We start from the raw sequence: 23455 nt of genomic DNA, 5'->3' as shown, positions 1-23455 counted from the left end.
TCAATGTCGTCAATATGGCAATGATTTCAATGCAGAGGATTTTCACCGCCTTCCAGGGACAGCATCGCCTGGTGTCCGGGCCGGCTGGCGAGGTCGCGCTGGTCGTCAAGCGTGTGGCGGCACGGCCGGACGAGCCGATCATCATCTTCGAGGACGCCACCGGCCGATCGATCGACTTCGATCTGCGCGGCGGCGATCGCGAGGTGCTGGCGCGCCTCGCGAAGCTGATCCCGCCACCGGTCGAGGAGGCCACTCCACCAACTGAACCGCGCGGACGCGGCCGGCCAAAGCTCGGCGTGGTCGCGCGCGAGGTGACGCTGCTGCCGCGGCATTGGGAGTGGCTCAACGCTCAGCCCGGCGGCGCCTCGGTCGCGCTGCGAAAGCTCGTCGACGAGGCTAGGCGGGCAAGCGGCGACAAGGATCGCGAGCGGCAGGCGCGCGATGCGGCCTATCACTTCATGTCGACCATGGCCGGCAATCTCGCACAGTTCGAGGAAGCCTCGCGCGCGCTGTTTGCGGATGACCGGCGGCGCTTCACTGGACTGATTGCCGACTGGCCGGCCGACATCCGCGATCACATCGTCAAGCTCGCCTACAGCGACCGCGCTTAAGAGCGCGATCTCAAACAACTCCATCAACGGCCAGGCCGCGCGTGCATCGCGCGGCAACGGCTTTGCTCGCCCCGATGAAAGGCAAACCCATGTCCGCTCCGAAGCCGCTCTGGCAAACTTTTCTGCGCTTCCTCACACCGCTCATGCTGAGCAACGCGCTGCAGTCGCTGTTCGGCACCGTCAGCAATGTCTATCTCGGCCAGATGATCGGCGTGGACGCACTCGCTGCGGTCTCGACCTTCTTTCCGGTGTTCTTCTTCCTGTTCGCCTTCGTCATGGGATTGAGCACCGGCGCCACCGTGCTGATCGGCCAGGCCTTTGGCGCGGGCAAGCACGACAGGATCAAGATCGTCGCCGGCACGACGCTCGCGGTCGGCTTGCTGCTCTCGATCTCGGTGGGATTGGTCGGGGGCCTGTCCAGCCGACAACTGATGATGCTGCTCGCGACGCCCGCGGACATTCTCGACCAGGCGAGCCGTTACGCGCGCATCATGCTGCTGACGATGCCGCTCGGCTTCGTCTTCCTGCTGACGACGGCGATGATCAGAGGCGTCGGCGATACAGTGACGCCGCTGCTGGCTCTGGCATTGTCGACGGCGATCGGCCTGATCCTGACGCCAATGCTGATCCTTGGTACCGTCGGCATCACCAGCCCCGCCTGGGCCGCCGCAATCGCCAACGCGGTAACGCTGATTGTGCTGGCGGCCTATCTGCTGCGGAAGCAGCACGCGCTCGCGCCGGACGTCGCGCTGCTGCGCCATGTGCGGCTCAATCGCGCGGTGATCGGACAGATCCTCGGCATCGGTTTGCCGAGCGCGGTCGGCATGGTCGTGATGGCGATTGCCGAGCTGGTATTGCTTGGTCTCGTCAACGGCTTCGGCTCCGACGCCACCGCGGCTTACGGCGCGGTCAACCAGGTGATGGGCTACACGCAGTTCACGGCCGTGTCGATTTCGATTGCGGTCTCGATCCTCGGCGCGCAGGCAGTCGGCGGCGGCGACCGGGCGCGCCTCGACGGCATTGTTCGCACGGGCCTGGCGCTCAACCTCGTGCTGACCGGCGGGTTGGTGGCGTTGATCTATCTCGCACCACGCGCGGTTCTGGGCATCTTCATCACCGACCGCGCCGTGCTCGATCTGGCGAAAGGATTGCTCTTCGTCGCCTTGTGGAGCTCGGTGCCGTTCGGCCTTGCGACGACGTTCTCCGGCGCGATGCGGGCCGCCGGCGTCGCATTGACACCGATGCTGCTGTCGATCTTCGCGATTCTCGCGATCGAGCTGCCGTCGGCGGTGATCCTCAGCCGCACGATCGGCCTCAGCGGCGTGTGGGCCGCCTATCCGATCGTATTCTGCGCCATGTTCGTTTTGCAGATGGGCTATTACCTTCTGGTGTGGCGCAAGCGGGCGATCAAGCGCCTGGTCTGATCGTCAAGATATTATGACCATCATTAAACGGTGGACCTGCGCCGCGCGCTGCGCCACAATGACTCGAAAGCGACCTCAGGGAGAACGAACTTGACCCGCACAGCCCCGCAATTCCTGTTCGATTTCGGTAGCCCGAATGCCTATCTGAGCCATCTCGCGATCCCGGCGATCGAGCAGCGCATCGGCGTCAGGTTCGAATATGTGCCGATCCTGCTCGGCGGTATCTTCAAGTCGACAAACAACAAGTCGCCGGCGGAGACGCTCGCCGGCATCAAGAACAAGCGCGAATTCCAGCAGGTCGAGACCGAACGCTTCCTCAAGCGCTTCAAGGTCCAGCCTTACGTGTTCAATCCCAACTTCCCCGTCAACACGCTGAACCTGATGCGCATGGCAATCGCGGCGCAAGCCGAGGGCGTGTTCGAGAAATATGTCGATGCCGCCTTCCATCATATGTGGCGCGAGCCGAAGAAAATGGACGATGCTGAAGTCGCCGCAAAAGCGCTGGCGTCCTCGGGGCTCGACGCCCAGAAGCTGTTCGCCCGCGCCCAGGAGCCCGACGTGAAGGCCAAGCTGATCAAGAACACCGAGGAGGCGGTCGCACGCGGCGCCTTCGGCTCGCCGACCTTCTTCGTCGGCAACGAGATGTTCTTCGGCAAGGAGCAGCTGCGCGAGGTCGAGGAGACGGTGCTGGAGAAGTGATTCCCGCATCTCCCGGAAAGCTAGTAGTCTCGTCGAGGTCGTCCTGGCTTTAGCCAGGACGACGAAAGAAGCAACAACAAGGACCTCCCCATGCGTATCCTCGTGGTCGGCGCCGGCGCCATCGGCGGCTATTTTGGTGGCAGGCTGTTGCAGGCCGGCCGCGACGTGACCTTCCTGGTCCGCCCCAAGCGCGCCAGCGAGCTCGCCAGAGACGGCCTCGTCCTCAAGAGCCCGAATGGCGACGTGACCTTGAAGAATCCGCCGACCGTGCAGGCCGACGCGATCACGGACAAGTTCGACGTCGTGCTGCTGAGCTGCAAGGCATTCGACCTCGACGACGCCATCAAGTCGTTTGCGCCGGCGGTCGGGCCGAACACTGCGATCATCCCGATGCTCAATGGCATGAAGCATCTCGACACGCTCGACCAGAGGTTCGGCAAGGAGCGCGTGCTCGGCGGCCTCTGCGCCATCGCTGCCACCCTCAACGAGAAGCGCGAGGTGGTGCAGCTACAGCCGATGCAGTCGATCAATTATGGCGAGCGCGACGGCACGATGTCGGACCGCGTCAAGGCGATCGACGAGGCCTTCAAGAGCGGCATTGTCGGCGCCACCGCCAGCCAGAACATCATGCAGGACATGTGGGAGAAGTGGGTGTTCCTCTCTTCGCTTGCGGCCTCCACCAGCCTGATGCGCACGTCCGTCGGCAACATCCTCGCCGCGCCCGGCGGCCGGGACTTCCTGCTCGGCATGCTGGACGAGACCAGCGCGATCGCGACCGCGTCGGGCTACCCGCCGGGTGGACCGTTCTTCGAGCGTGTCAAGGGCAACCTGACCACCGAGGGCTCACCGATGACGGCCTCGATGTTCCGCGACATCAAGGCCGGCTTCCCGGTCGAGGCCGATCACGTAATCGGCGACCTCATCGTGCGCGCCGATGCCGCCAAGGTGCCGGTGCCGAAGCTGCGCATCGCGTATACGCATCTCAAGGCGTATGAGAAGCAACGGGCGGGGTAGGGCCTCTCACTCGATCGTTATCCCGGATCTACGCTTGGCTTGTCCGGGACGACAGTAGGGTTTGCGGCTCCGTACAGCGCTATTTGAAATACGCCAGATAGTGCGCGACGGCGGTGATTTCCTCGTCACTCATGTGATAGGCGACATCGGCCATTGCAGCGACGCCGCCGCCGACACGCTGGCTGCTTTTGTAGTCGTGCAGCGCTTTCACCAAATATTCCTCGCGCTGCCCTGCGAGCCGCGCGACGGCCTTGGTGCCGGCAAAGCTATCGGTATGGCACGAGGCGCAGCGGCGGCCGACGGCCACTTGCGCACCCTTTTTCGACAGGTCCGGATCCCGGTCCTCGGCTGGTTTCGGCGGCGTCATGGCCGCGAAGTAGGCGCCGAGGCTGCGGACGTCCTCGTTGGTGATTTGCTCGGCAATCGGCTGCATCTGCTCGTTCTTGCGCGAGCCGGCGCGGAAGAACACGAGCTGCCATTGCAGGAATTGATCGGGCTGGCCTGCCAACGAGGGGATGTTTTCGGTCTGCGAGATGCCGTTCTCGCCGTGACAGCCGGAGCACACGGCCGCCTTCTCCTGGAGGGCGGCGTTGTCGGCGGCATCTGCCGGAAGAAAGCCGAGCGTAACGAGCGCAATCGCGCTGATTGCGTGCGAGATGAATTGCCGGCGCATCGTGAGGATTCCGATCTGTCGAACGCGTCATTCCGGGGCGTGCGGAGCACGAGCCCGGACTCCATAACCCCCGCTCGTGGGCATGGGTTCCGCACTTGCGCGCGAGTGGCGCGCAATCCGGAACGACAGTGAGACTTTCAAATGAACGAGGCTGCGGCCGCCTCATGGCCACCGCAGCCTCTCTGTCACGTCGCGCTACTTCTTGCTGTAGCTGATACGATAGATCGCGCCGGCCCAGTCGTCGGCGACGAGGATCGAGCCGTCCTTGGCGAGGATGATGTCGTCGGGGCGGCCGAGATAGCCCTGATCACCCTCGATCCAGCCGGAGGCGAACACCTCCTGCTTGGCGTTCTTGCCGTCGGGTCCGACGATCACGCGCATGATGCGGGCGCCCTGGTACTTGTGACGATTCCAGGAGCCGTGCTCGGCGATCAGGATGTTGTTCTTGTACTCGGCGGGGAACTGGTCGCCGGTATAGAACTTCATGCCGAGCGGAGCGACGTGAGCGCCGAGGTTCAGCACGGGCGGCGTGAACTCGGAGCATTTGTGGCCCATCGCGAACTTCGGATCGGGAAGGTCGCCCTGGTGACAGTAGGGATAGCCGAAATGCTCGCCGAGCCTGGAGATCATGTTCAGCTTGTCGCTCGGCAGATCGTCGCTGACCCAGTCACGTGCGTTCTCGGTGAACCAGTACTTGCCCGTGCGCGGATCGACATCGCCACCGACCGAGTTGCGAACGCCGAGCGCGTAGATCTCGGCGTTGCCGGTCTTGGGATCGACGCGCCGGATCTGCGAGACGCTGGTCGGCGGAATGCCGATGTTGAAGGGCGGTCCGAACGGAATGTAGAACCAGCCTTCCTTGTCGACGGCAATATACTTCCAGCCATGCGCGGCATAGGACGGCATGTCGTCATAGACGACCTTGCCCTGGCCGGGATTGTCGAGCTTGTTCTCGATGTCGTCGTAGCGGATCAGCTTGTCGACCGCGATGACGTAGAGCGCACCATCCTTGACGGCCAGACCCGTGGGCATGTTCAGCCCCTTGAGGATGGTCTTGACCTCTTTCTTCCCGCCATTGTCCTTGATGGCATAGACGTTGCCGAGGCCGAACGAGCCGACGAACAGCGTGCCCTTGTCGCCCCAGGCCATCTGCCGCGCGGCCAGCACGCCGGAGGCGTAGACCTCCATCTTGAAGCCCGCCGGCAGCTTCACCTTCTTGATGATGTTGGCGAGCTCGGCGTCGGAGGCGCCGGTCGGCGGGCCCGAGGGCGGAGCGAGGCCCTTCTGCGCTTCGGTCTCGTCGCCGAGGAACCAGTCATCCGGCGGATGGGTCCAGAATTCCTTGGTGCCGGATTCGTACTTCTTCAGGGCACGGTTCTTGTCCTGCTGTTGCGCGCTGACTGCACTTGTCCCGGCAAGAAGGGCAACCGCTGCAAGCGCCAACACGGACCGATGGATCATCGATTTCATCGCGTCACTCCCCTAAGGCAGCCGTCAGGGCTGCACGTTCTTTGTTTTGCTGTGTGAGTAGGCGAAGTTCGGAGTCTGCCGAGGTGGCAGACGCAAAAAGGTTAGCACATCTGCGAGCGGTGAAAAGCGCGTCGCGTGCCGCTGTGATTGCGCTCCGTAAAAATTGAGACGGATCGTCTCACATCGTCGCATGCGGCGATGACAACGTCCTCGCTGCAACGCGGAATCGAGATGGCGCGCCTCATTTGCGAGCGGAGAAAGGAAGACCAACGCAAAACCTCGAAAACAACCCCATGCACAGTAGAACGGCGAAGGCCTGACGGAGCGCGGTGACTCCAGCCACGCGCCTGATTCATCGTGCGAATTGACAAAAGCGGCGCCTATTTGGCGACGGGGTACGGACCATCGTCGAACCGCATGTCGTGATAGCCCTTCGCTCCCACCTCGCGCGCCAGGGCGCTGCGAAAATCGGAGCCGGCGCGAAGGCTGCGCAACACATGGGCGAAATCGAATTCAGGATGCCATCCGAGCTCGCGCTGTGCGCGCTCATTGACATAGACGCGGTCGATCCCGGGGAAGAGCCGCCAGCCGCGCGCGGCATAGAGCTGCGCGCAATCCGGATACAGCTCGCGCACGAGGCCGGCGGCGTCACGGGCGAGCGCGGCGAGGTGGTGTCTTCCAAACGGGCTGGTCGCCGAGACGATGTAACGGCCGAAGCCGATCTCGCCCGCGCGCGCGACGGCGAGCAGATGCGCACTGACCGCGTCCGCTATATCCAGCCGTCTATAGAGCAGCTCGTTGGCCTGCGCGTTGTCCAGCGCGTAAGCCGACCGCATCGCGGGATCGTCGTCATCCTCCGGAAAGAAGCGCGAGGTTCGCAACACCACGACCGGCAATCCCCTCTCGCGAAAGAACAGCTCGCACAGATTTTCCGCCATCAGCTTTGTGGCGCCGTAGATGTTCTTCGGCACCGACGGCAGCTCCTCGGTAACCCAAACCGCCGCCTGTCCGGCTTCGGGCCGGAGCTGCGAGCCGAACGCGCTGGTGGTGCTGGTGAAGACGAAGCTCGCCACGCCGGCCGCGACCGCCGCCTCGAGCAGATTGAGTGTCCCGGTGACATTGGTGTCGACGAAGGCCTGCTTGCTGTGGGTCGCCACATGCGGCTTGTGCAGCGTCGCGGTGTGGATCACGGCGGTGACACCGTCCATCTGCGCCCGGACGAAGCCGGGATCGACGATCGAGCCGACGGCATCGGTGAACGGCGACGGCTTCAGATCGATCCCGCGCGCCCGCGACCCGCGCCGCCGAAGCATCCGGAGAATGGCCTCCCCAAGGTGGCCGGCGCTGCCGGTGACCAGAATTGTCATTGAAGACCCAAGCCAGCCGCCAGCGGCGTGGAGAACCACGGACTGACCTGATTGGGCTGGATGCTCTGGGAAAAATTGGAGCGGGCGAAGGGGCTCGAACCCTCGACCCCGACCTTGGCAAGGTCGTGCTCTACCACTGAGCTACACCCGCATCCTGTGTCGGTCGCGTGACGCGCCGGCAACGGCTGTCGTATGCCAAAAGCGGGAGGCGAATGCAACAGCTACCGGCAGCATCATCTCGCTTTCGGAGCCCCAATATGCGCTCCGAGGCGGCCAAATCGACCGAAAATGACCCGGAACCGGCGAATCGGCTGCGATGGATTGAAATTCGGCCGTCCCGGCCCAATTTTAGGGCCTGAAACGAAGCATATGTGATGGCGACGTGCTAAAGACCCGCCATTCCAGACATCAGACGAGGGGATCCCGTGACGATCATCGACCAGGGTAACGGAGCGGGCCCGGCTGCGGCCGATCTGATCAAGGACACCACCACCCAGACCTTCGTGAAGGACGTCATCGAGGAATCGAAGCGCCAGCCGGTGCTGATCGACTTCTGGGCGGAGTGGTGCGGCCCCTGCAAGCAGCTCACTCCCGTGCTGGAAAAGGCGGTCCGGGCAGCCAAGGGCAAGGTCAAGCTGGTCAAGATGAACATCGACCAGCATCCGGCGATCCCGGGCCAGATGGGCATCCAGTCGATCCCGGCCGTGATCGCCTTCGTCAACGGCCAGCCCGCCGACGGCTTCATGGGCGCGGTGCCCGAGAGCCAGCTCAACGCCTTCATCGAGAAGCTGACCAAGGGCGTCACCGCGCCAGGCGAGGTCAACGTCGCCGAGATCGTGCAGGAAGCCGATGCCGTGCTCGCCGAGGGCGACGCTGCGGCCGCCGCGCAGATCTATGCCGAAGCCCTCCAGCATGACGCCACCAACATCGCGGCGCTCGCGGGCCTCGCCAAATGCTACGCCGTCTCCGGCGCGATGGAGCAGGCCAAGCAGACGCTGGCCATGGTGCCGGAATCCAAGCGCAACGACCCCGCCGTGAAGGCGGTGCAGACCGCGATCGATCTCGCCGAGCAGGCCGAGCAACTCGGCCCCATCGCTGAACTGGAACAGAAAGTCGCCGCAAACCCGCTGGATCATCAGGCGCGGTTCGACCTCGCCACGGCGCTGAACGCGAAGGGTGATCGCACCGCCGCCACCGAGCAGTTGCTCGCGATCGTCAAGCGCGACCGCAAATGGAACGACGACGGCGCCCGCAAGCAGCTGGTGCAGTTCTTCGAGGCCTGGGGCGGCACGGATGATGCAACCGTCGAGGGTCGCAAGCGCTTGTCGACGATCCTGTTTTCGTAAGCGCAGGTCGCAAATCCACGCGGGGACCAGATGCCGATCAACATCGAATATCGCGGCCCCGCCGACCTTCCGGAAATCATTCCGGTGTTTCCGCTGCCGGGCGCCCTGCTGCTGCCGCGCGGCCAGATGCCGCTCAACATCTTCGAGCCGCGCTATCTGGCGATGGTCGACGATTGCTTTCGCGACGGTCATCGCCTGATCGGCATGATCCAGCCTGACGTGGCGCATTCGCCGAAAAATTCCGACAAGCCGGCACTGTTCCGCGTCGGCTGCGTCGGCCGCATCACCCAGCTCGCCGAATCCGGCGACGGCCGCTACATCCTCGAACTGACCGGCGTTGCGCGCTTCAGGGTGCTCGAGGAGCTGGAGGTGCTGACCGCCTACCGGCAGTGCAAGGTCGATTTCTTCGCCTTCACCGACGACTTCAAGGCGCGGCTCGGCGAGGACGAGGTCAACCGCGAGGCGCTGCTGGTGGCGCTGGCGGATTTCCTGAAGGCCAACAATCTCAAGGTCGACTGGGAAGGCGTCGAGAGCGCCCCCAACGAGGCGCTGGTCAATGCTCTCGCGATGATGTCGCCCTATGGCCCGGCCGAGAAGCAGGCGATGCTGGAAGCGCCTGATCTGAAGACCCGCGCGGAGATCCTGATCGCGGTGACCGAGATGGACCTCGCCAAGAAGCGCACCAGCGGCGATCCGCCGTTGCAGTGACATAGGGACGGTGTGCTCGCTCTCCCGCTTGCTTGCGGGAGAGGTTACCGAGCCCGCCGCGCGAGCGGTGCAAACCAACTTCGCTAATGACGGCGAATGCGCTTGCGGCCGGTAATCATGGCGCGGATCAGGTTCTCGCGCTGAAGCAGGCCCATCGCCACCACGCCGACGAAATGCAGCACGACGAGGACGATGACTGCGTCCGATGCCCAAGCATGCGTATCCTCGATCCACCAGACGCCGAAGAATGTGACTGTGACCGACAGCGCGCCGGTGATCGCCGAGACGGCGAGTGACAGCAGCAGCGCCACCAGCATCAACGTGCCGGCGGGATTGAGCCCGATATAGCGGCCGGTGATGCCGCGGCGCAGATTCCAGAGATAGGAGGGCGCGGCGCGAAGCCTGACGCCGGTCATGCGAAAGCGCGAGTAGCGGCTGCCCCGGAGGCCCCAGACCAGACGGAAGGCGAGCAGCGCGATGACGATATAACCGACGATGCGGTGAAGCCTGTCATGGACTGTCGGCGTGAACCACGCGGTCAAGACGCACGCTGCGAGAGCCCAGTGCCAGAGGCGCAACGGAAGGTCCCACACCGCGACCGTTCTATCCGCGGGGGTCCGACCGGACACCCCGCGCACGTCTAGCACCGCTTTGTCGTTCAAGACGGGACCACCCTCACACCTTGGCGCACAGCCTTACTTGGCGATCGTGTGCTTCAGGCTGAGATCTTCCGGGCTGTAGAACAGCTCGTAGAGCTTGCCTTCCTTGACGCCATAGACCTCATAGCAGGAGCCTTCGATCTTGGAGCGGCGCACCTCATAACCCGCGGCCTTGGCCTTGGCTTCGGCATCGCCCGCCGGCTTCCAAGACGCCTTGTCGAGCTTGGTGCAATCCTTGAAACCGTCGGCCATCGCCGTCGACCCCATGCCGATCCCGACCGTCAGTGCGACGGCAAGAACACGAATGACTCTCACTGATATCTCCTCTGTGTCGTGTGCGCGAAACGCGGGCCGAAGGAAGCCAGGGACGCCGTGAAGTCAATCGGGGTTCGGATCAGTGCGGCGTTAGAGATATTCTAACCGTCGCCAAAACATCAGCGCGCTCCGCGCAACGCGTGTTTGGCCGCGCGCTGCGGCCTTAAGCCTCACGGCCGGATTCGTCCGCGAGCGTTGCGGACTCCGCTAGGCGGCGTGGTGCGTGCCGGAATAGCGGCGTTGCAGCCATTCCGCCCATGCGAGCCGCCCACGCACGCCCCGGCTGACGACAAAGCCCATGCCGCGCGCCTTTGCCTCGGACATCGGTATCGGGAGTATTTTTCGATGCAGCCCTCGCGCATCCCGATACTGGCCGGCGAGCGCGGCGACGCCGAGGTCTTCAGGGCCGCCGATCTCCGTGCGCTCGCCAGACATCCCGTCGAAGGCGCAGGCGACGACGTGATCGGCGACATCGCTGGTATCGACGGGATTGAAGGACGTCGTCGGCATCGGCCACAGCGGAAGCCAGGCGAGGCCCGCGAGCATCTTATCGAGCAGATAGTAGAATGGCATTGCACGAACGACGGACCACGGCAGGCTGGAGGCGCGAACCAGCTTTTCCCCCGCCAGCTTGACCCGTGCATACGGCAATGTCGCGTCATCGAGACCGACGATCGACACATGCAGAAAGTGCCGGATGGATTGCTGCTCGCAGAGCGACAGCAAACGCTCCGTTCCGTCGACGTCCACCGCCGAAGGCGATTTGAAGAAATCGACCGGCCGAACGCCGCCGCGCCGCGCGATCGGCGAATGCGTCGCCGCGTTGATGACCGTGTCGACATCGTTCAAGGCGTCGAACAAGCCAGCGCCCGTGGCAAGATCGCCGATGGCCCATTCGACGTCCGGCCGCGTACCTCGGGCGCGTGCAAACAGCCGGACACGATGCCCGTCGCGAACGAGGCGATCGACGATGTCACGGCCGAGATGACCCGTGCCTCCGGTGACGAGTGTCAGCGTCATGCTTCAGCTCCCGTCAATCCTGCTCGATGGTCCGCCGGTAGGAACGAGCACGGTTTCTCCGGTTGCGACGAGGGACAGTTGGTCCTGCTCATCGGCCGCCAGCAACTCGGCACGAGCGAACACTTGCCGGCGTCCGGCGCGCACCGTCGTCCCCTTGGCGATGAAATGACGGCCGATCGCCGGCCTGAGACAGTTCATCGCGAAATGCGATGCAGTAACCGGGCCGACCAGCGTCGCGGCGGCAAAGCCGCAAGCGGTGTCGAGAAGGGCTGCGATCATGCCGGCGTGGAGGTGTCCGGAATATTGGGCGAAATCGTCGTGCCATGTCATTCGGATCGTTGCTTCGCCACGACCGGCCGCAGCGACATCAAACTCCGCCTTGCGATTGAAGGCGGCAGACGAATTGACGGCCCGGAGAGCTTGGAGATCAAACCCTTGGACACCGAAGCTTTGGACACCGAAGCTCTGGGCGCTCATGCCTGGCTCCATCGCGGTGCGCGGTTTTCGAGATTGCTGCGCACGGCCTCGACGTGATTGGGGGTGCCAAGCAGTGCGGCCTGCTCGGCGGTCTCGGCGGCAAGACCGGTGGCGACGTCCGAGGTCGCGGCGAGATTGAGCAGACGCTTGGCGGCGCGAACGGCGTCCGGGCTGCGGCCGGCGATCTCGCGTGCGACCTCCAATGCCGCCGCCAGTGGATCGTCGGCCAGTCCCGTCGCGAATCCATAGGCCAGCGCTTCGCCCGCCGAGAACACGCGGCCGGTATAGGTCAGCTCGCGCACGACATCCTCGCGTGCAAGGTGACGCATCAATTGGGTGCCGGCCATGTCGGGCACCAGACCCCATCCGGCCTCGATGACGCCAAGCTTCGTCACCGGCGCCAGATAGCGAAGGTCCGCACCGAGCGCGAGCTGGAAGCCGCCGCCGAGGGCGACGCCATGGACCGCGGCGATGACGGGTACCGGCAGCTCGCGCCAGAGCCAGACCAGATGCTGCGCGTAGTTTGCCATGTCGTGGCTTCGTTGCGTCAGGTCGACGGACGGGATCAGGGATTCGCCTCGCGTCGTCGCGAGAAGCCGATCCAGATCGAGGCCGGCGCAGAACGCCCGCCCCTCACCGGACAGAACGACGGCGCGGACATCCTTGCGTGCACCGAGCTCCGTGCCGGCTGCAATGAGGGCTTCGAACATCGCGGGGTCAAGGGCATTCATCTTGTCCGGACGATTGAGCCGGACATGGGCCACGTCATCGACGATGGTCAGCCGAACACGATCTTCCATGGCGTCACTCCGCTTGAATGCGTGGCTGCCGTTGCGACGATCAGTAGCCGGCGATCGCCATCACCACGACCGCGCTCAGCGCCATCCAGCCGAAATGGCGTCCGCGCGTCGCCCATGCATTGGCGCAGGCGGAGAGGCCGAACACGCAAGCCATGATGATGACGATCCAGTGGCGTGCGAGCGCCGACTCCATCCAGGGCGTGACGACCAGCAACACGCCGCAGCCGATCCAGGCGACGGTCGAGGCCTGCCAGACCAGGCGGATCAGGGTGCGGAGCCGTTCGGGCTCGATGGTGGCGCGGGGAAAGACCTTGGTCTCGCCGAGGATGCCATGGATCAACGCCACGATGACGGCTCCGACGCCGGCGCACTGCAGCAAGAGATCACGCATCATCACCTCCATACATCTGTGTATGGTGAAATAGGCGCTGGCGCGCCGGCTGTCAATACACTAGTGTATGGTCGGGATTTCGGAACCCGACATGACCGAACAGCTCTCCGCCGACGACTGGATCAGCCAGGGCATCAAGGCGCTCACCAAAAGCGGCTTCACCGCGCTGAAGGCCGATCCCCTGGCAAAGGCCATGGGTGTCTCGCGCGGCAGTTTTTACTGGCATTTCGCCGATCTCGGCGCGTTCCACGCGGCGATACTGAAACGCTGGCGCGAGATCGCGGCCGAAGAGATCATCGCGGGTGTCGAGGCCGACAGCGACGAGCCGCTGAAGGCGCTGCTGCGCCGAACCTTTGGCGCCCGGCTCGACCTGGAGCGCGCAGTGCGCAACTGGGCGGCGTTCGATCCGGCGGCGCAGGCGGCGGTCCGCGCCATCGACCGCCGCCGGCTCGACTATATCGAGGCGCTGCTGGAACGACGCGGGCTCTCCGCAGCCGCCGCGCAGGCGCGTGCGCAGGTCCTGTACTGGACGTTTCTCGGCTTCGCACTCTCGGCCGCGCCGGTGCCGGCCGCGCGGCTCCAGGGCCTGCTCGACGAGATCCAGAAGATGGTCTCGGGCTGAGATGATGGGCGACCGCGAATTTCTGTGTTAGAGGCAGGCGAATGCCGGAGACCCCCATGAACGCGCCGACCGAACGTGCCGAAAACAGCGTCGATCCCAAACTGCTGGAGATCCTGGTCTGCCCGCTGACCAAGGGTCCGCTGGAATTCGATTCGGCCAAGCAGGAGCTGATTTCGCGCAGCGCCAAGCTCGCTTATCCGATCCGCGACGGCATCCCGATCATGCTGCCGGAAGAGGCAAGGAAGATCGATTGAGGGAAGCTGTTGTTGCGCGATGACCGCGCAACGATCTCGCTGTCGTCCCGGCGAAGGCCGGGACGACGAGCGGAGTTTGCAGCGGCGCCTTTTGCTACAGCGCCTCGCCCTTCAACAGCCGCGGAATCTCGCCGGTCAGTCCCGCGGCCTGGCGGATGAAGAGGTTCTTCAGCGGCGGGGTGCGGTCGACGATGCCGAGTCCGATGTCGCGCAACGAGCGCAGCAGGGTCGACTCGTTCGAGAACAGGAAGTTCAGCGAGTTGGTGGCGACGCCCATCGCCATGGTGTCGAAGCGGCGCCAGCGCTGGTAGCGCTCGAGCACGTCGGCACCGCCAATATCCATGCCGAGCCGCGCGGCATCGACCACGACCTCAGCCAGTGCGGCGACGTCCTTCAGCCCCATGTTGAGGCCCTGGCCCGCGATCGGGTGGATGACGTGCGCGGAATCGCCGACCAGCGCAAGGCGCTCGGCGACGAAGGAGCGCGCCACGAAATAGGACAGCGGGAACGCGCGCGGCTTGTCGAGCGCCTTGATCTCGCCGAGATGCAGACCGAAACGCTGCTCGAGCTCGGCGTGGAATTCTACGTCGCTGAGCGCAATGATGCGCGCGGCCTCGGCTCGGCGCTCGGTCCACACCAGCGACGAACGCTTGCCGGTCAGCGGCAAAATCGCGAACGGCCCCGCGGGCAGAAAGTGCTCTTCGGCACGGCCCTCGTGATCGCGCTCATGACCGACGGTGACGACGATGCCGGATTGATCGTATTCCCAGCCGTGGGTGGCGATGCCGGCCCGCTCGCGCAGTTTCGACCGCGCGCCATCGGCAGCGACCAGCAGGCTTGCAGCAATCCTGCTCCCGTCGCCGAGCGTCACCTCAACGCCGTCCGCACTTGCGTCGTAGGACGCAACGACAGTGGCGCGCAGATCGATGCCGGCTGCTTCGGCGCGGACCACCAGCGCATCGATCAGGCGGCGGTTCTCGACCATATGCGCAAAGGGCTCGCCGGGCGCGACATCGCCGGCGAAATTCAGGAACGCCGGACGCGTGGCGTCCTCGAGCTTCGAATCCGTGACGACCATGTCGAGGATCGGCTGCGCCTCGGCGCTGACGTCGTCCCAGGCGCCGAGCGCTTCGAACAGCCGGCGGCAGGCCGCGACGATCGCGGTCGCACGGGGATCGCGGCTCGGCCGCGAGCTGAGCGCCGGATCGGCGACGATGACGGGAATCTCGGGGCCGAGCCCCTGGCGCAGCGCCAAAGCGAGCGCGAGGCCCGCAAACGCGCCGCCGCCAATGACTATGCTGCTCTGTGACATACGAAATTTCCCGGCCAGTTCTCGGGTCTTGCTAGCAGACTTGAGGTGGGCGAAACAGTGCGGTGAAACAAGGGCGGAACGCCCCCATTGTGTCATTCCGGAGCAGCGCAGCTGGAATGACGATGCGAAAGCTGGATTCCATGTCCAAAAGCCTGATCGACCTGATTTCGATCCTCGACCTCGAACAGCTCGAGGTGAATTTGTTCCGCGGCAACAGCCCGAAGACGAGCTGGCAGCGGGTGTTCGGCGGCCAGGTGATCGGACAGGCGATGGTGGCGGCCTGCCGCACCGTCGAAGGCCGGCTGCCGCATTCGCTGCATTGCTATTTCATCCTGCCCGGCGATCCGCAGATCCCGATCATCTACCAGGTCGAGCGTCTGCGCGACGGCAAGAGCTATTCGACGCGCCGCGTCACCGCGATCCAGCACGGCAATGCGATCTTCTCGATCATGGTATCGTTCCACGCCGAGGAAGAGAGCGCGTTCGACCACCAGGACAAGATGCCCGACGTGCCGCCGCCGGAAAAACTGACCGCGGAGGAGGTCGCGAAGCAGCCGATGTTCCGCGAGATGCCCGATTTCATCCGCCGCTACTACGAGTCCGACCGCCCGATCGAACTGCGCCCGGTCGAGCTCGGCCGCTATTTCGGCCAGAAGATCGAGGACGGCCGCATCCATGTTTGGATCAAGACGGCGGCGACGCTGCCCGACGATCCGGCGCTGCACATGTGCGCGCTGGCCTATGCGTCGGACTTCTCGCTGCTGGATGCAATCATGGCACGCTATGGCCGCACCCTGTTCGACAAGCGCATGATGCCGGCGAGCCTCGACCACGCGATGTGGTTTCACCGCCCGTTCCGCGCCGACGAATGGCTGCTCTACGCACAGGATTCGCCGAGCGCGCGAGGCGGCCGCGGCCTGACGCGCGGCTCGATCTTCAAGCCGGACGGCACGCTGGTCGCCTCCGTCGCGCAGGAAGGCTCCGTGCGCGAGCGGCGGAGCTGATAACCTCGAGCGCGAATTCAGCGCGCTCGAGATGTTCCGATCGTGCTTACATCGAACGGCGCGGTGCGAGCTCGGTCTGCGATGCGAACCAGTTCATGATCCAGCGATAGACCCACGGAATCGGGATGATGAGGCTGCTCAGGATCGCAGCCACGATTCCGCGCCAGAGAATCCCGAGGCCGCTGCCCTTGAAGACGATCTCCCGGCGCGTGCCCTCGATGTTGCGATACATCCAGCGCAGCTGGGCGGCGGCGACCCAGGCCCATCCGATGATGGTGATCATGGACACCGCGAACAGCAGGTTCCAGCCGATATAGCCCCAGATCGAGCCGGTGAAGCTGAGGCCGAGCCCCTGCCCGTTGGAGGCGATGTTGGCGACCATCCACTTGATCAGCATCCAGTAGAGGACGATCTCGACGATGAAGAGCACGAGGTTCAGCACCTGGACGCCGCTATAGCCGACGACGACGGCCAGAACGAAGAAGCCGAGGAACCAGGGCACGACCGTCATCGCGGTGCCGGTGAAGGAGAGGTTCGGCCGCCCCGGCACCGTCACGCAGGACACGATCCATTTCGTGTACCAGACGAACAGCCACGGGATCGGGATGATGAAGCACGAGCCGATCAGGAGCGCGAGCGTTCGCCAGGTGAAGTCGATGATGCCGAAATCGATCGACAGCGATCCGCCGGCAGCGCTGCCGCTGCCTGCATAGCCCCCGCCGCCCATCATCGGCGGGCCTCCGGCGGGAATGATCGGCGGCGCGCCGCCGCCCGACATGAGACCCGGAATTTCGGCGGCCTTCTGCCAGCCGGCCATGCCCTCGGACCACACCAGCGTATCGGGGCGCACGATCCCTTGCGCGATCAGATCGCGGAATTGCCCTTCCGGATAGGGCCCCTGCTGCTTGCCCTCGGATGCGTAGAACCAACTCGCCATGAAACGCCCCCCAAAATACTTATGTACCGTTCGGCAGGCGCGGGTTCACCGCATCCATGCCAAAAACGCATTGTGAGGGATGAAACATTGCCCTGTACAGAGGCGGCCGTTCACATGACCGACCTCGGGCAAACGTTTTTCCGCTTCAATCTGCAAGTTTTTTGTGCCATTTGCCCGGAAAGATGCCAGATTGACGCGGCGCCGGGGACATGCGGCGCCGTGCATCCTGGGGAATAGGCCTGACCATGAAACTTGTCGTCGCGATCATCAAACCCTTCAAGCTCGATGAGGTCCGCCAGGCCCTGACGGCGATCGGCGTCCACGGCATGACGGTGACCGAGGTGAAGGGTTATGGCCGCCAGAAGGGACACACCGAGATCTATCGTGGTGCGGAATATGTCGTGAACTTCCTGCCCAAGCTGCGGATCGAGATCGCAGTCGCCTCCGACGTCGCCGACAAGGCCGTGAGCGTGATCACCGCGACCGCCCGCACCGGGCAGATCGGCGACGGCAAGATCTTCGTCACGCCGATCGATCACGCGCTGCGCATCCGCACCGGCGAAACCGACAGCGATGCACTCTGAAATTTGAATAAGCCTTTTTCGATCGCACCGGGCAACGACGCCAAAGCGTGCGACGCCACTACGATGCCGGGGGAAATGACATGGCGGGATTGTTGCGCCGCGTAGCCGCTATGGCTGCGCCGCTCGGATTGTTGTCGATCATGGTCTCGCCTGCGCACGCCGCGGCCTCGGAGATCAACACCGCCGACACCGCCTGGATGATCGTCGCCACCGCGCTGGTGCTGATGATGACGATCCCCGGCCTTGCGCTGTTCTATTCCGGCATGGTGCGCAAGAAGAACGTGCTCGCGACCATGGCGCAGAGTCTTGCCGCGGTGACGATCATCTCCATCCTCTGGGTCGCGTTCGGCTACTCGCTGTGCTTCGTCGGCGACGGCCCCTGGCTCGGCTCGCTCGACCGCTGGTTCCTCGCCGGCATGACCATGGACAGCGTCAACCCGGCCGCCAAGACGATCCCGGAAGCGCTGTTCATGCTTTACCAGATGACGTTTGCGATCATCACGGTGGCGCTGGTCGCGGGCTCGGTCGCGGACCGGATGCGGTTCTCCGCCTATCTCCTCTTCTCGGTCGCCTGGTTCATCTTCGTCTACATTCCGCTGGCGCATTGGGTGTGGGGTGGCGGCTTTCTCAACAGCATGGGCGTGATGGATTTCGCCGGCGGCCTCGTCGTGCATCTGTCGGCCGGCACCGGCGGCCTCGTCGCCGCGAAGGTGATGGGACGACGCCACGGCTACGGCACCGAAAATCTGTCGCCGTTCGATCTTTCGCTCGCGGTGATGGGCACCGGCCTGTTGTGGGTCGGCTGGTTCGGCTTCAACGGCGGCTCGGCGGGCGCGGCCAATTCGCGCGCGGTGATGGCGATCATCGCGACGCATCTGGCGGCCTGCTCGGGCGCACTGACCTGGGGCGCGATCGAATGGTCGACGCGGCGCAAGCCCTCCGTGCTCGGCATGATCTCGGGCGCAGTGGCAGGCCTCGGCACCATCACGCCGGCCTCGGGCTTCGTCGCGCCGTGGCACGGCATCGTCATCGGCATCGCCGCAGGCGCCATCTGCTACTGGGCCTGCACCTGGCTGAAGCACCGCTTCAACTATGACGACTCGCTCGACGTGTTCGGCGTCCACGGCATCGGCGGGCTGACCGGCACACTGCTCGCCGGCGTGTTCGCGACCAGCGCGATCGGAGGCACGGCCGGTCTGCTCGAGGGCCATCCGCAGCAATTGCTGATCCAGCTCTACGGCGTCGCCGTCACGTTCGTCTGGTCGGCGGGCGTGAGCTTCATCCTGCTCAAGCTGGTCGGGCTGTTCGTGCCGTTGCGCGTCTCGCGCGAGCACGAGCTCGAAGGGCTCGATATCTCGCAGCACGGCGAAGCGCTGCAGTAATCGGGACTTGTCAGTAGGGGCTTGCGCAACACATAAGCACGTGCTTATGTGTTGGCATGATCGAAGCCGACATCTTCAAGGCGCTGGCCGATCCGACACGGCGCAAGGTCTTTGAGAAGCTCGCTGGCGGAAGCCTGAATGCCAGCGCCTTGCGCGACGGATTGGAGATCAGCCAACCGGCGATGTCGCAGCATCTTTCGGTGCTGCGCGCGGCAGGCCTCGTGCGCGAGCAGCGGCAGGGCCGCTTTGTGAATTACGAAGTCGACCCCGACGGAATCCTCGCCATCGGGGCATGGCTTGCGCGCTACCGCGCCTACTGGCCGAAGCGCATGAACGCACTCGCTGACCTCCTGAAGGATATGGATCAATGAGCGACACCGCAAAGCCCGATCGCCCCGATGCAAAGCTGGTGCTCGAATTCGATTTCGATGCTCCGCCGACAAAGGTCTGGCGCGCCGTGACCATTCCTGAATTGCGCGAGCGATGGCTGCCGGATTGCGACCTCGCAGGCGCCGAGCCTGAAACATCGATCCCTGGCGAAGAAGTGCGCTACCGGCTGCGCGACTCCGAACCGCCGTATCGCGAGAGCCACGTCATCTTCCGGATCGAGCCGAACGTGTCAGGCGGCACCCGCTTTCGCATCATCCAGCAAGCCTGCGAGATCGGCGTGAAACCGCCGCAGCCGGCCAACAGCAATTGCTGCCTGATGCGCGCGGCGGCCTGACACCACCAAGACTTCATTCACCTGCAGACATGGAGGTCGCCGATGCGCGACATGCTTCAGCTCGTCCCTATGGTCGTCGAACAATCCGCGCGCGGCGAACGATCCTTCGACATCTACTCGCGACTGCTGCGCGAGCGCATCATCTTCCTCAACGGCGAAGTCAATGATGCGATGTCGGGCCTCGTCTGCGCGCAGCTCTTGTTCCTGGAAGCAGAGAATCCGAACAGGCCGATCAATCTCTACATCAACTCCTATGGCGGCGTGGTCACCTCCGGGCTCGCGATGTACGACACCATGCAGTTCATCAAGGCGCCGGTTCATACGCTGTGCATGGGCACCGCGCGCTCGATGGGCTCGTTCCTGCTGATGGCCGGCGAGCCCGGCCACCGCGCCGCCTTGCCCAATGCTAGCCTTCACGTGCATCAGCCGCTGGGCGGCTTCCAGGGCCAGGCTTCCGACATTCTGATCCATGCCAACGAGATGCAGGAAACCAAGCGGCGCATCATCCGCCTCTATGCGCAGCATTGCTGCCGGACCGAAGAGGAAGTCGAACGGACCCTGGACCGCGACCACTTCATGACCGCGCAGCAGGGGGTCGAATGGGGGCTGGTCGACCGGGTTTTTGCAGTGCGCGACGCCGCCTGAAGGTGCGATAGCGGCCAAGCTGGATACCATCGGGGCAGCTCGGCCGCTTGGCCCCGACCACGGCTTTCAGCGTATCCCGTGAGCAGAGGGCGCGCGGTCCCGACTCGTCTCAAGCTCCTACCTTATCACAATACCTTTTGGCTGCCCGACGCATGAGCAACATTGTGTCGGTAGCCTGTCGTGCCGTTATTTTAATCAGACGTGACCATGGATTGAGCGCGACGTAATAGCGCACTGCACCGCAACACCCCTCAAACGCGAAAACACCCGTTTTCATAGTCCGTTAGGCAACGCGCCCGATCTGGCACGGCATTTGATTCTAAGGGTCCCGGCTGTGCCCGCGTAGTGAACTTCTCCCTCGTGGCGAACCAGTCGAGAAACGCCCGGCCACGTCCGGACCGGGCCCAAGCGGGGATAGGACCCATGAAAATTGTTATGGCGATTATCAAGCCATTCAAGCTGGAAGAAGTCCGTGACGCCCTGACCGCCATTGGCGTTCACGGTCTCACGGTGACGGAAGTCAAGGGATATGGCCGGCAGAAAGGCCACACGGAAATCTACCGCGGCGCCGAATATGCGGTGAGCTTCCTGCCCAAGATCAAGATCGAAGTCGCTGTCGCCTCCGAGCAGGTCGACAAGACCATCGACGCCATCACGTCGGCTGCGAAAACCGGACAGATCGGCGACGGCAAGATCTTCGTCATCAACCTCGACCATGCGGTTCGCATCCGCACCGGCGAGGCCGACGCCGCGGCCCTTTGATTTCGCGCTCAACCAAAATCCAATCAGGAGTAAATGAAATGACGTTTAAGCGTCCCTATGGCGCGGGATTGGCGGCTCTCGCAGTCGGCCTGTTCGCTGCGACCGCAGCCTACGCCGAGCCAACGGTCAACAAGGGGGATAACGCCTGGATGCTGACATCGACGGTCCTCGTGCTGTTGATGACGATCCCGGGTCTCGCGCTGTTCTACGGCGGCCTCGTTCGTTCCAAGAACATGCTCTCGGTGCTGATGCAGGTGTTCTACACCGTCTGCGTCGTCACCGTGATCTGGGCCGTGTACGGCTACAGCCTCGCCTTCACCGGCGGTTCCGACTTCATCGGCGGCTTCTCCAAGGCCTTCATGATGGGCGTCACCACCGACTCGAAGGCCGCGACCTTCTCGGTCGACGCCAACATCTCGGAGCTCGTCTATATGTGCTTCCAGATGACCTTCGCGGCGATCACGCCCGCCCTCATCGTCGGCGCCTTCGCCGAGCGCATGAAGTTCTCGGCGATCGCTCTGTTCATCCCGCTCTGGGTCACGCTGATCTACTTCCCGATCGCGCACATGGTCTGGTACTGGCCCGGCCCGGACGCGATCCAGGACGCCGCCAAGGCTCTGGCTGCTGCGACTGATGCGGCGGCGAAGACTGCGGCTCAGGCCAAGCTCGACGAGATCAACGCCGACGCCGGCTGGATCTTCAAGAAGGGCGCGATCGACTTCGCTGGCGGCACCGTGGTGCACATCAACGCCGGCATCGCGGGCCTCGTCGGCGCTCTCCTGATCGGCAAGCGCGTCGGTTACGGCAAGGAGCTGATGGCTCCGCACTCGCTGACCATGTCGATGATCGGCGCCTCGCTGCTCTGGGTCGGCTGGTTCGGCTTCAACGCCGGCTCCAACCTCGAAGCCAACGGCGGCGCTGCGCTCGCCATGACCAACTCCTTCGTCGCCACCGCAGCCGCCGCGCTGTCGTGGATGTTCGCGGAGTGGATCGTGAAGGGCCATCCGTCGGTGCTCGGCATCATCTCCGGCGCCGTCGCGGGTCTCGTGGCCGTCACGCCTGCCGCCGGCTTCTCCGGCGTGATGGGTGCGATCGTCCTCGGTCTCGTGGTCGGCGTGGTCTGCCTGTTCTTCTGCACCGTCGTGAAGAACGCGCTCGGCTACGATGACTCGCTCGACGTGTTCGGCGTGCACTGCATCGGCGGTATCGTCGGCGCCCTCGGCACCGGCATCCTGGTCAATCCGGCTCTCGGTGGTGCTGGCATCATCGACTACACCGCGATCCCGCCCAAGGTTGCCGATTACGACTTCGCCGCGCAGATGCTCTCCCAGATCGAAGCCGTCTGCACCACGCTGGTGTGGTCGGGCGTCGGTTCGGCGATCCTCTACAAGGTGGTCGACGTGATCGTCGGCCTCCGCGCCAATGTCGAGAGCGAGCGTGAAGGTCTGGACATCACCGACCACACCGAGCGCGCCTACAACATGTAAGCACTCCTCCCGGGCGCGGTTTCTTCGGAGACCGCGTCCACTCCTACGGTTCGGGCACATACCCGGCAATGCCCCGACCGTCGAGGGGCTCCAGCGCAAGTTGGAGCCCCTTTCTTTTTGATCCAATGGCTCGAAGAAAACGATTGCCATTCCGCCCGGCCGGCGCAGAAATATCGACCTCAAGAACAATAAACCGGGAGGTCGTCATGCGTTTGGAAGGCGGATGTTATTGCGGCGAAGTGCGCTACGTGTCCGAAGGCGATCCGATGATGCAGGCCCAATGTCACTGCCGTGAGTGCCAGTACATCTCGGGCGGCGCGCCCAACACCTTCATCGCGATGCCGGCCGCCGGCTTCACCTACATCACCGGACAACCCAAGCAGTTCACCCGCAAGGACCTCGAGCGCGCCGTGACGCGGGAATTCTGCGCCGAGTGCGGCACCCATCTGGTGACCAGGGTTCCGGGACTGCCGGCCGCGATCGTGAAGGTCGGCACGCTGGACGAGCCGAAACAGTTCAAGCCGCAGATGGCGATCTACACCTGCGACATCCAGGAGTTTCACACGATCCCATCAGGCATGAAGACCTTCGAAAGGTTGCCGGGGCACTGAGAACCGGATTGCCGGCAAGAAGATGCGCAACCTCTCCCGCAACCGGGAGGGGTTGGAACCGCCATGCATCCCGTTGTCGTCCGGCCCCGATATTCCCGCTCTGGACGGGACGGCCCACCGATGGTTAATCGCGTCTTAACCTCGCCCTATCTATGGT

Annotated in this window: 28 protein-coding genes and 1 tRNA gene; 17 read left to right on the top strand and 12 right to left on the bottom strand. The window is 64.1% G+C overall.

Annotation, left to right across the window (positions count from 1 at the left end; translation table 11 throughout):
- Positions 1-14 precede the first annotated feature (14 nt).
- From XH90_RS01280 to panE, 4 genes are all read left to right on the top strand, one after another.
- Positions 15-611, top strand: coding sequence for a DUF2239 family protein (locus XH90_RS01280; RefSeq protein ID WP_194478833.1), 597 nt, complete (start codon positions 15-17; stop codon positions 609-611).
- 89 nt (positions 612-700) lie between these two features.
- Positions 701-2035: an MATE family efflux transporter gene (locus tag XH90_RS01275; protein WP_194478832.1), complete on the top strand. Its 1335-nt coding sequence runs from the start codon at positions 701-703 to the stop codon at positions 2033-2035.
- Positions 2036-2125: 90 nt separating this feature from the next.
- Positions 2126-2734: a 2-hydroxychromene-2-carboxylate isomerase gene (locus XH90_RS01270; protein ID WP_194478831.1), complete on the top strand. Its 609-nt coding sequence runs from the start codon at positions 2126-2128 to the stop codon at positions 2732-2734.
- A 90-nt stretch (positions 2735-2824) separates the two neighbouring features.
- Positions 2825-3748, top strand: a complete 924-nt coding sequence (gene panE / locus XH90_RS01265) for a 2-dehydropantoate 2-reductase (protein ID WP_194478830.1) — start codon at positions 2825-2827, stop codon at positions 3746-3748.
- A gap of 79 nt (positions 3749-3827) precedes the next feature.
- On the opposite strand, the gene XH90_RS01260 is transcribed toward panE, so the two are convergent.
- The 4 genes from XH90_RS01260 to XH90_RS01245 all read right to left on the bottom strand — a co-directional run bounded on the left by XH90_RS01260 (position 3828) and on the right by XH90_RS01245 (position 7409).
- Positions 3828-4421, bottom strand: a complete 594-nt coding sequence (locus tag XH90_RS01260) for a cytochrome c (RefSeq protein WP_194478829.1) — start codon at positions 4419-4421, stop codon at positions 3828-3830.
- A gap of 195 nt (positions 4422-4616) precedes the next feature.
- Positions 4617-5891, bottom strand: coding sequence for a sorbosone dehydrogenase family protein (locus tag XH90_RS01255; protein WP_194478828.1), 1275 nt, complete (start codon positions 5889-5891; stop codon positions 4617-4619).
- A 380-nt stretch (positions 5892-6271) separates the two neighbouring features.
- Entirely contained in the window at positions 6272-7258 is a 987-nt protein-coding gene (locus tag XH90_RS01250) for an NAD(P)-dependent oxidoreductase (RefSeq protein ID WP_194478827.1), read from the bottom strand.
- Positions 7259-7334: 76 nt separating this feature from the next.
- Positions 7335-7409, bottom strand: a tRNA-Gly gene (locus XH90_RS01245).
- Positions 7410-7683: 274 nt separating this feature from the next.
- Between XH90_RS01245 and trxA the strand changes: the two genes are divergently transcribed.
- Entirely contained in the window at positions 7684-8604 is a 921-nt protein-coding gene (gene trxA, locus XH90_RS01240; protein WP_194478826.1) for a thioredoxin, read from the top strand.
- 30 nt (positions 8605-8634) lie between these two features.
- Positions 8635-9312 (top strand): LON peptidase substrate-binding domain-containing protein, encoded by a 678-nt coding sequence (locus XH90_RS01235; RefSeq protein WP_194478825.1) that lies wholly within the window; start codon positions 8635-8637, stop codon positions 9310-9312.
- A gap of 83 nt (positions 9313-9395) precedes the next feature.
- Here the strand turns inward: XH90_RS01235 and XH90_RS01230 are convergent, their stop codons facing one another.
- From XH90_RS01230 to XH90_RS01205, 6 genes are all read right to left on the bottom strand, one after another.
- The gene (locus tag XH90_RS01230) at positions 9396-9974 is read right to left on the bottom strand and encodes a cytochrome b/b6 domain-containing protein (protein WP_194478824.1); all 579 of its coding nucleotides are present in this window, start codon (positions 9972-9974) and stop codon (positions 9396-9398) included.
- A gap of 33 nt (positions 9975-10007) precedes the next feature.
- On the bottom strand, positions 10008-10286 hold the full coding sequence (locus XH90_RS01225; RefSeq protein ID WP_194478823.1) for a PepSY domain-containing protein: 279 nt from the start codon (positions 10284-10286) through the stop codon (positions 10008-10010).
- A gap of 207 nt (positions 10287-10493) precedes the next feature.
- Positions 10494-11306: an SDR family oxidoreductase gene (locus tag XH90_RS01220; RefSeq protein ID WP_194478822.1), complete on the bottom strand. Its 813-nt coding sequence runs from the start codon at positions 11304-11306 to the stop codon at positions 10494-10496.
- Between the two features lie 3 nt (positions 11307-11309).
- Positions 11310-11783 (bottom strand): PaaI family thioesterase, encoded by a 474-nt coding sequence (locus tag XH90_RS01215; protein ID WP_194478821.1) that lies wholly within the window; start codon positions 11781-11783, stop codon positions 11310-11312.
- Positions 11780-12583, bottom strand: a complete 804-nt coding sequence (locus XH90_RS01210; RefSeq protein WP_194478820.1) for a crotonase/enoyl-CoA hydratase family protein — start codon at positions 12581-12583, stop codon at positions 11780-11782. Before XH90_RS01210 ends, XH90_RS01215 begins: the two co-directional genes overlap by 4 nt.
- A gap of 40 nt (positions 12584-12623) precedes the next feature.
- Positions 12624-12974, bottom strand: coding sequence for a hypothetical protein (locus tag XH90_RS01205; RefSeq protein ID WP_194478819.1), 351 nt, complete (start codon positions 12972-12974; stop codon positions 12624-12626).
- Between the two features lie 91 nt (positions 12975-13065).
- Here XH90_RS01205 and XH90_RS01200 point away from each other — a divergent pair, with 91 nt between their 5' ends.
- Together XH90_RS01200 and XH90_RS01195 are read left to right on the top strand one after the other, a co-directional pair.
- Positions 13066-13596: a TetR/AcrR family transcriptional regulator gene (locus tag XH90_RS01200; protein ID WP_194478818.1), complete on the top strand. Its 531-nt coding sequence runs from the start codon at positions 13066-13068 to the stop codon at positions 13594-13596.
- 56 nt (positions 13597-13652) lie between these two features.
- Positions 13653-13850, top strand: a complete 198-nt coding sequence (locus XH90_RS01195) for a Trm112 family protein (protein WP_194478817.1) — start codon at positions 13653-13655, stop codon at positions 13848-13850.
- A 94-nt stretch (positions 13851-13944) separates the two neighbouring features.
- Here the strand turns inward: XH90_RS01195 and XH90_RS01190 are convergent, their stop codons facing one another.
- Positions 13945-15162 (bottom strand): ubiquinone biosynthesis hydroxylase, encoded by a 1218-nt coding sequence (locus tag XH90_RS01190; RefSeq protein WP_194478816.1) that lies wholly within the window; start codon positions 15160-15162, stop codon positions 13945-13947.
- A 140-nt stretch (positions 15163-15302) separates the two neighbouring features.
- On the opposite strand from XH90_RS01190, the gene tesB reads away from it, so the two are divergent.
- Positions 15303-16166, top strand: coding sequence for an acyl-CoA thioesterase II (gene tesB / locus XH90_RS01185; RefSeq protein ID WP_194482551.1), 864 nt, complete (start codon positions 15303-15305; stop codon positions 16164-16166).
- Between the two features lie 46 nt (positions 16167-16212).
- Here the strand turns inward: tesB and XH90_RS01180 are convergent, their stop codons facing one another.
- Positions 16213-17103 (bottom strand): DUF4339 domain-containing protein, encoded by an 891-nt coding sequence (locus XH90_RS01180; protein ID WP_194478815.1) that lies wholly within the window; start codon positions 17101-17103, stop codon positions 16213-16215.
- A 245-nt stretch (positions 17104-17348) separates the two neighbouring features.
- Between XH90_RS01180 and XH90_RS01175 the strand changes: the two genes are divergently transcribed.
- The 8 genes from XH90_RS01175 (at position 17349) to XH90_RS01140 (ending at position 23298) form a co-directional block, all read left to right on the top strand.
- Positions 17349-17687: a P-II family nitrogen regulator gene (locus tag XH90_RS01175; protein WP_028176997.1), complete on the top strand. Its 339-nt coding sequence runs from the start codon at positions 17349-17351 to the stop codon at positions 17685-17687.
- Positions 17688-17767: 80 nt separating this feature from the next.
- Positions 17768-19069: an ammonium transporter gene (locus tag XH90_RS01170; protein ID WP_194478814.1), complete on the top strand. Its 1302-nt coding sequence runs from the start codon at positions 17768-17770 to the stop codon at positions 19067-19069.
- Positions 19070-19125: 56 nt separating this feature from the next.
- Positions 19126-19440: a helix-turn-helix transcriptional regulator gene (locus tag XH90_RS01165; protein WP_194478813.1), complete on the top strand. Its 315-nt coding sequence runs from the start codon at positions 19126-19128 to the stop codon at positions 19438-19440.
- The gene (locus XH90_RS01160) at positions 19437-19793 is read left to right on the top strand and encodes an SRPBCC domain-containing protein (protein ID WP_194478812.1); all 357 of its coding nucleotides are present in this window, start codon (positions 19437-19439) and stop codon (positions 19791-19793) included. The genes XH90_RS01165 and XH90_RS01160 overlap by 4 nt, the downstream gene beginning before the upstream one ends.
- 42 nt (positions 19794-19835) lie before the next feature.
- Positions 19836-20438: an ATP-dependent Clp protease proteolytic subunit gene (locus XH90_RS01155; RefSeq protein ID WP_194478811.1), complete on the top strand. Its 603-nt coding sequence runs from the start codon at positions 19836-19838 to the stop codon at positions 20436-20438.
- A 423-nt stretch (positions 20439-20861) separates the two neighbouring features.
- Positions 20862-21200 carry a P-II family nitrogen regulator gene (locus XH90_RS01150; protein WP_027535364.1) on the top strand — a complete coding sequence of 113 codons (339 nt, stop codon included), beginning with the start codon at positions 20862-20864 and terminating at the stop codon, positions 21198-21200.
- A 38-nt stretch (positions 21201-21238) separates the two neighbouring features.
- The gene (locus tag XH90_RS01145; RefSeq protein WP_194478810.1) at positions 21239-22687 is read left to right on the top strand and encodes an ammonium transporter; all 1449 of its coding nucleotides are present in this window, start codon (positions 21239-21241) and stop codon (positions 22685-22687) included.
- Positions 22688-22893: 206 nt separating this feature from the next.
- Positions 22894-23298 carry a GFA family protein gene (locus XH90_RS01140; protein WP_194478809.1) on the top strand — a complete coding sequence of 135 codons (405 nt, stop codon included), beginning with the start codon at positions 22894-22896 and terminating at the stop codon, positions 23296-23298.
- Positions 23299-23455 lie beyond the last annotated feature (157 nt).

Source organism: Bradyrhizobium sp. CCBAU 53338, from assembly GCF_015291665.1.
Classification (GTDB): Bacteria; Pseudomonadota; Alphaproteobacteria; order Rhizobiales; family Xanthobacteraceae; genus Bradyrhizobium.
Note: the sequence above shows the minus strand (reverse complement) of the source record. Positions and strands in the feature narration are given on the sequence as shown.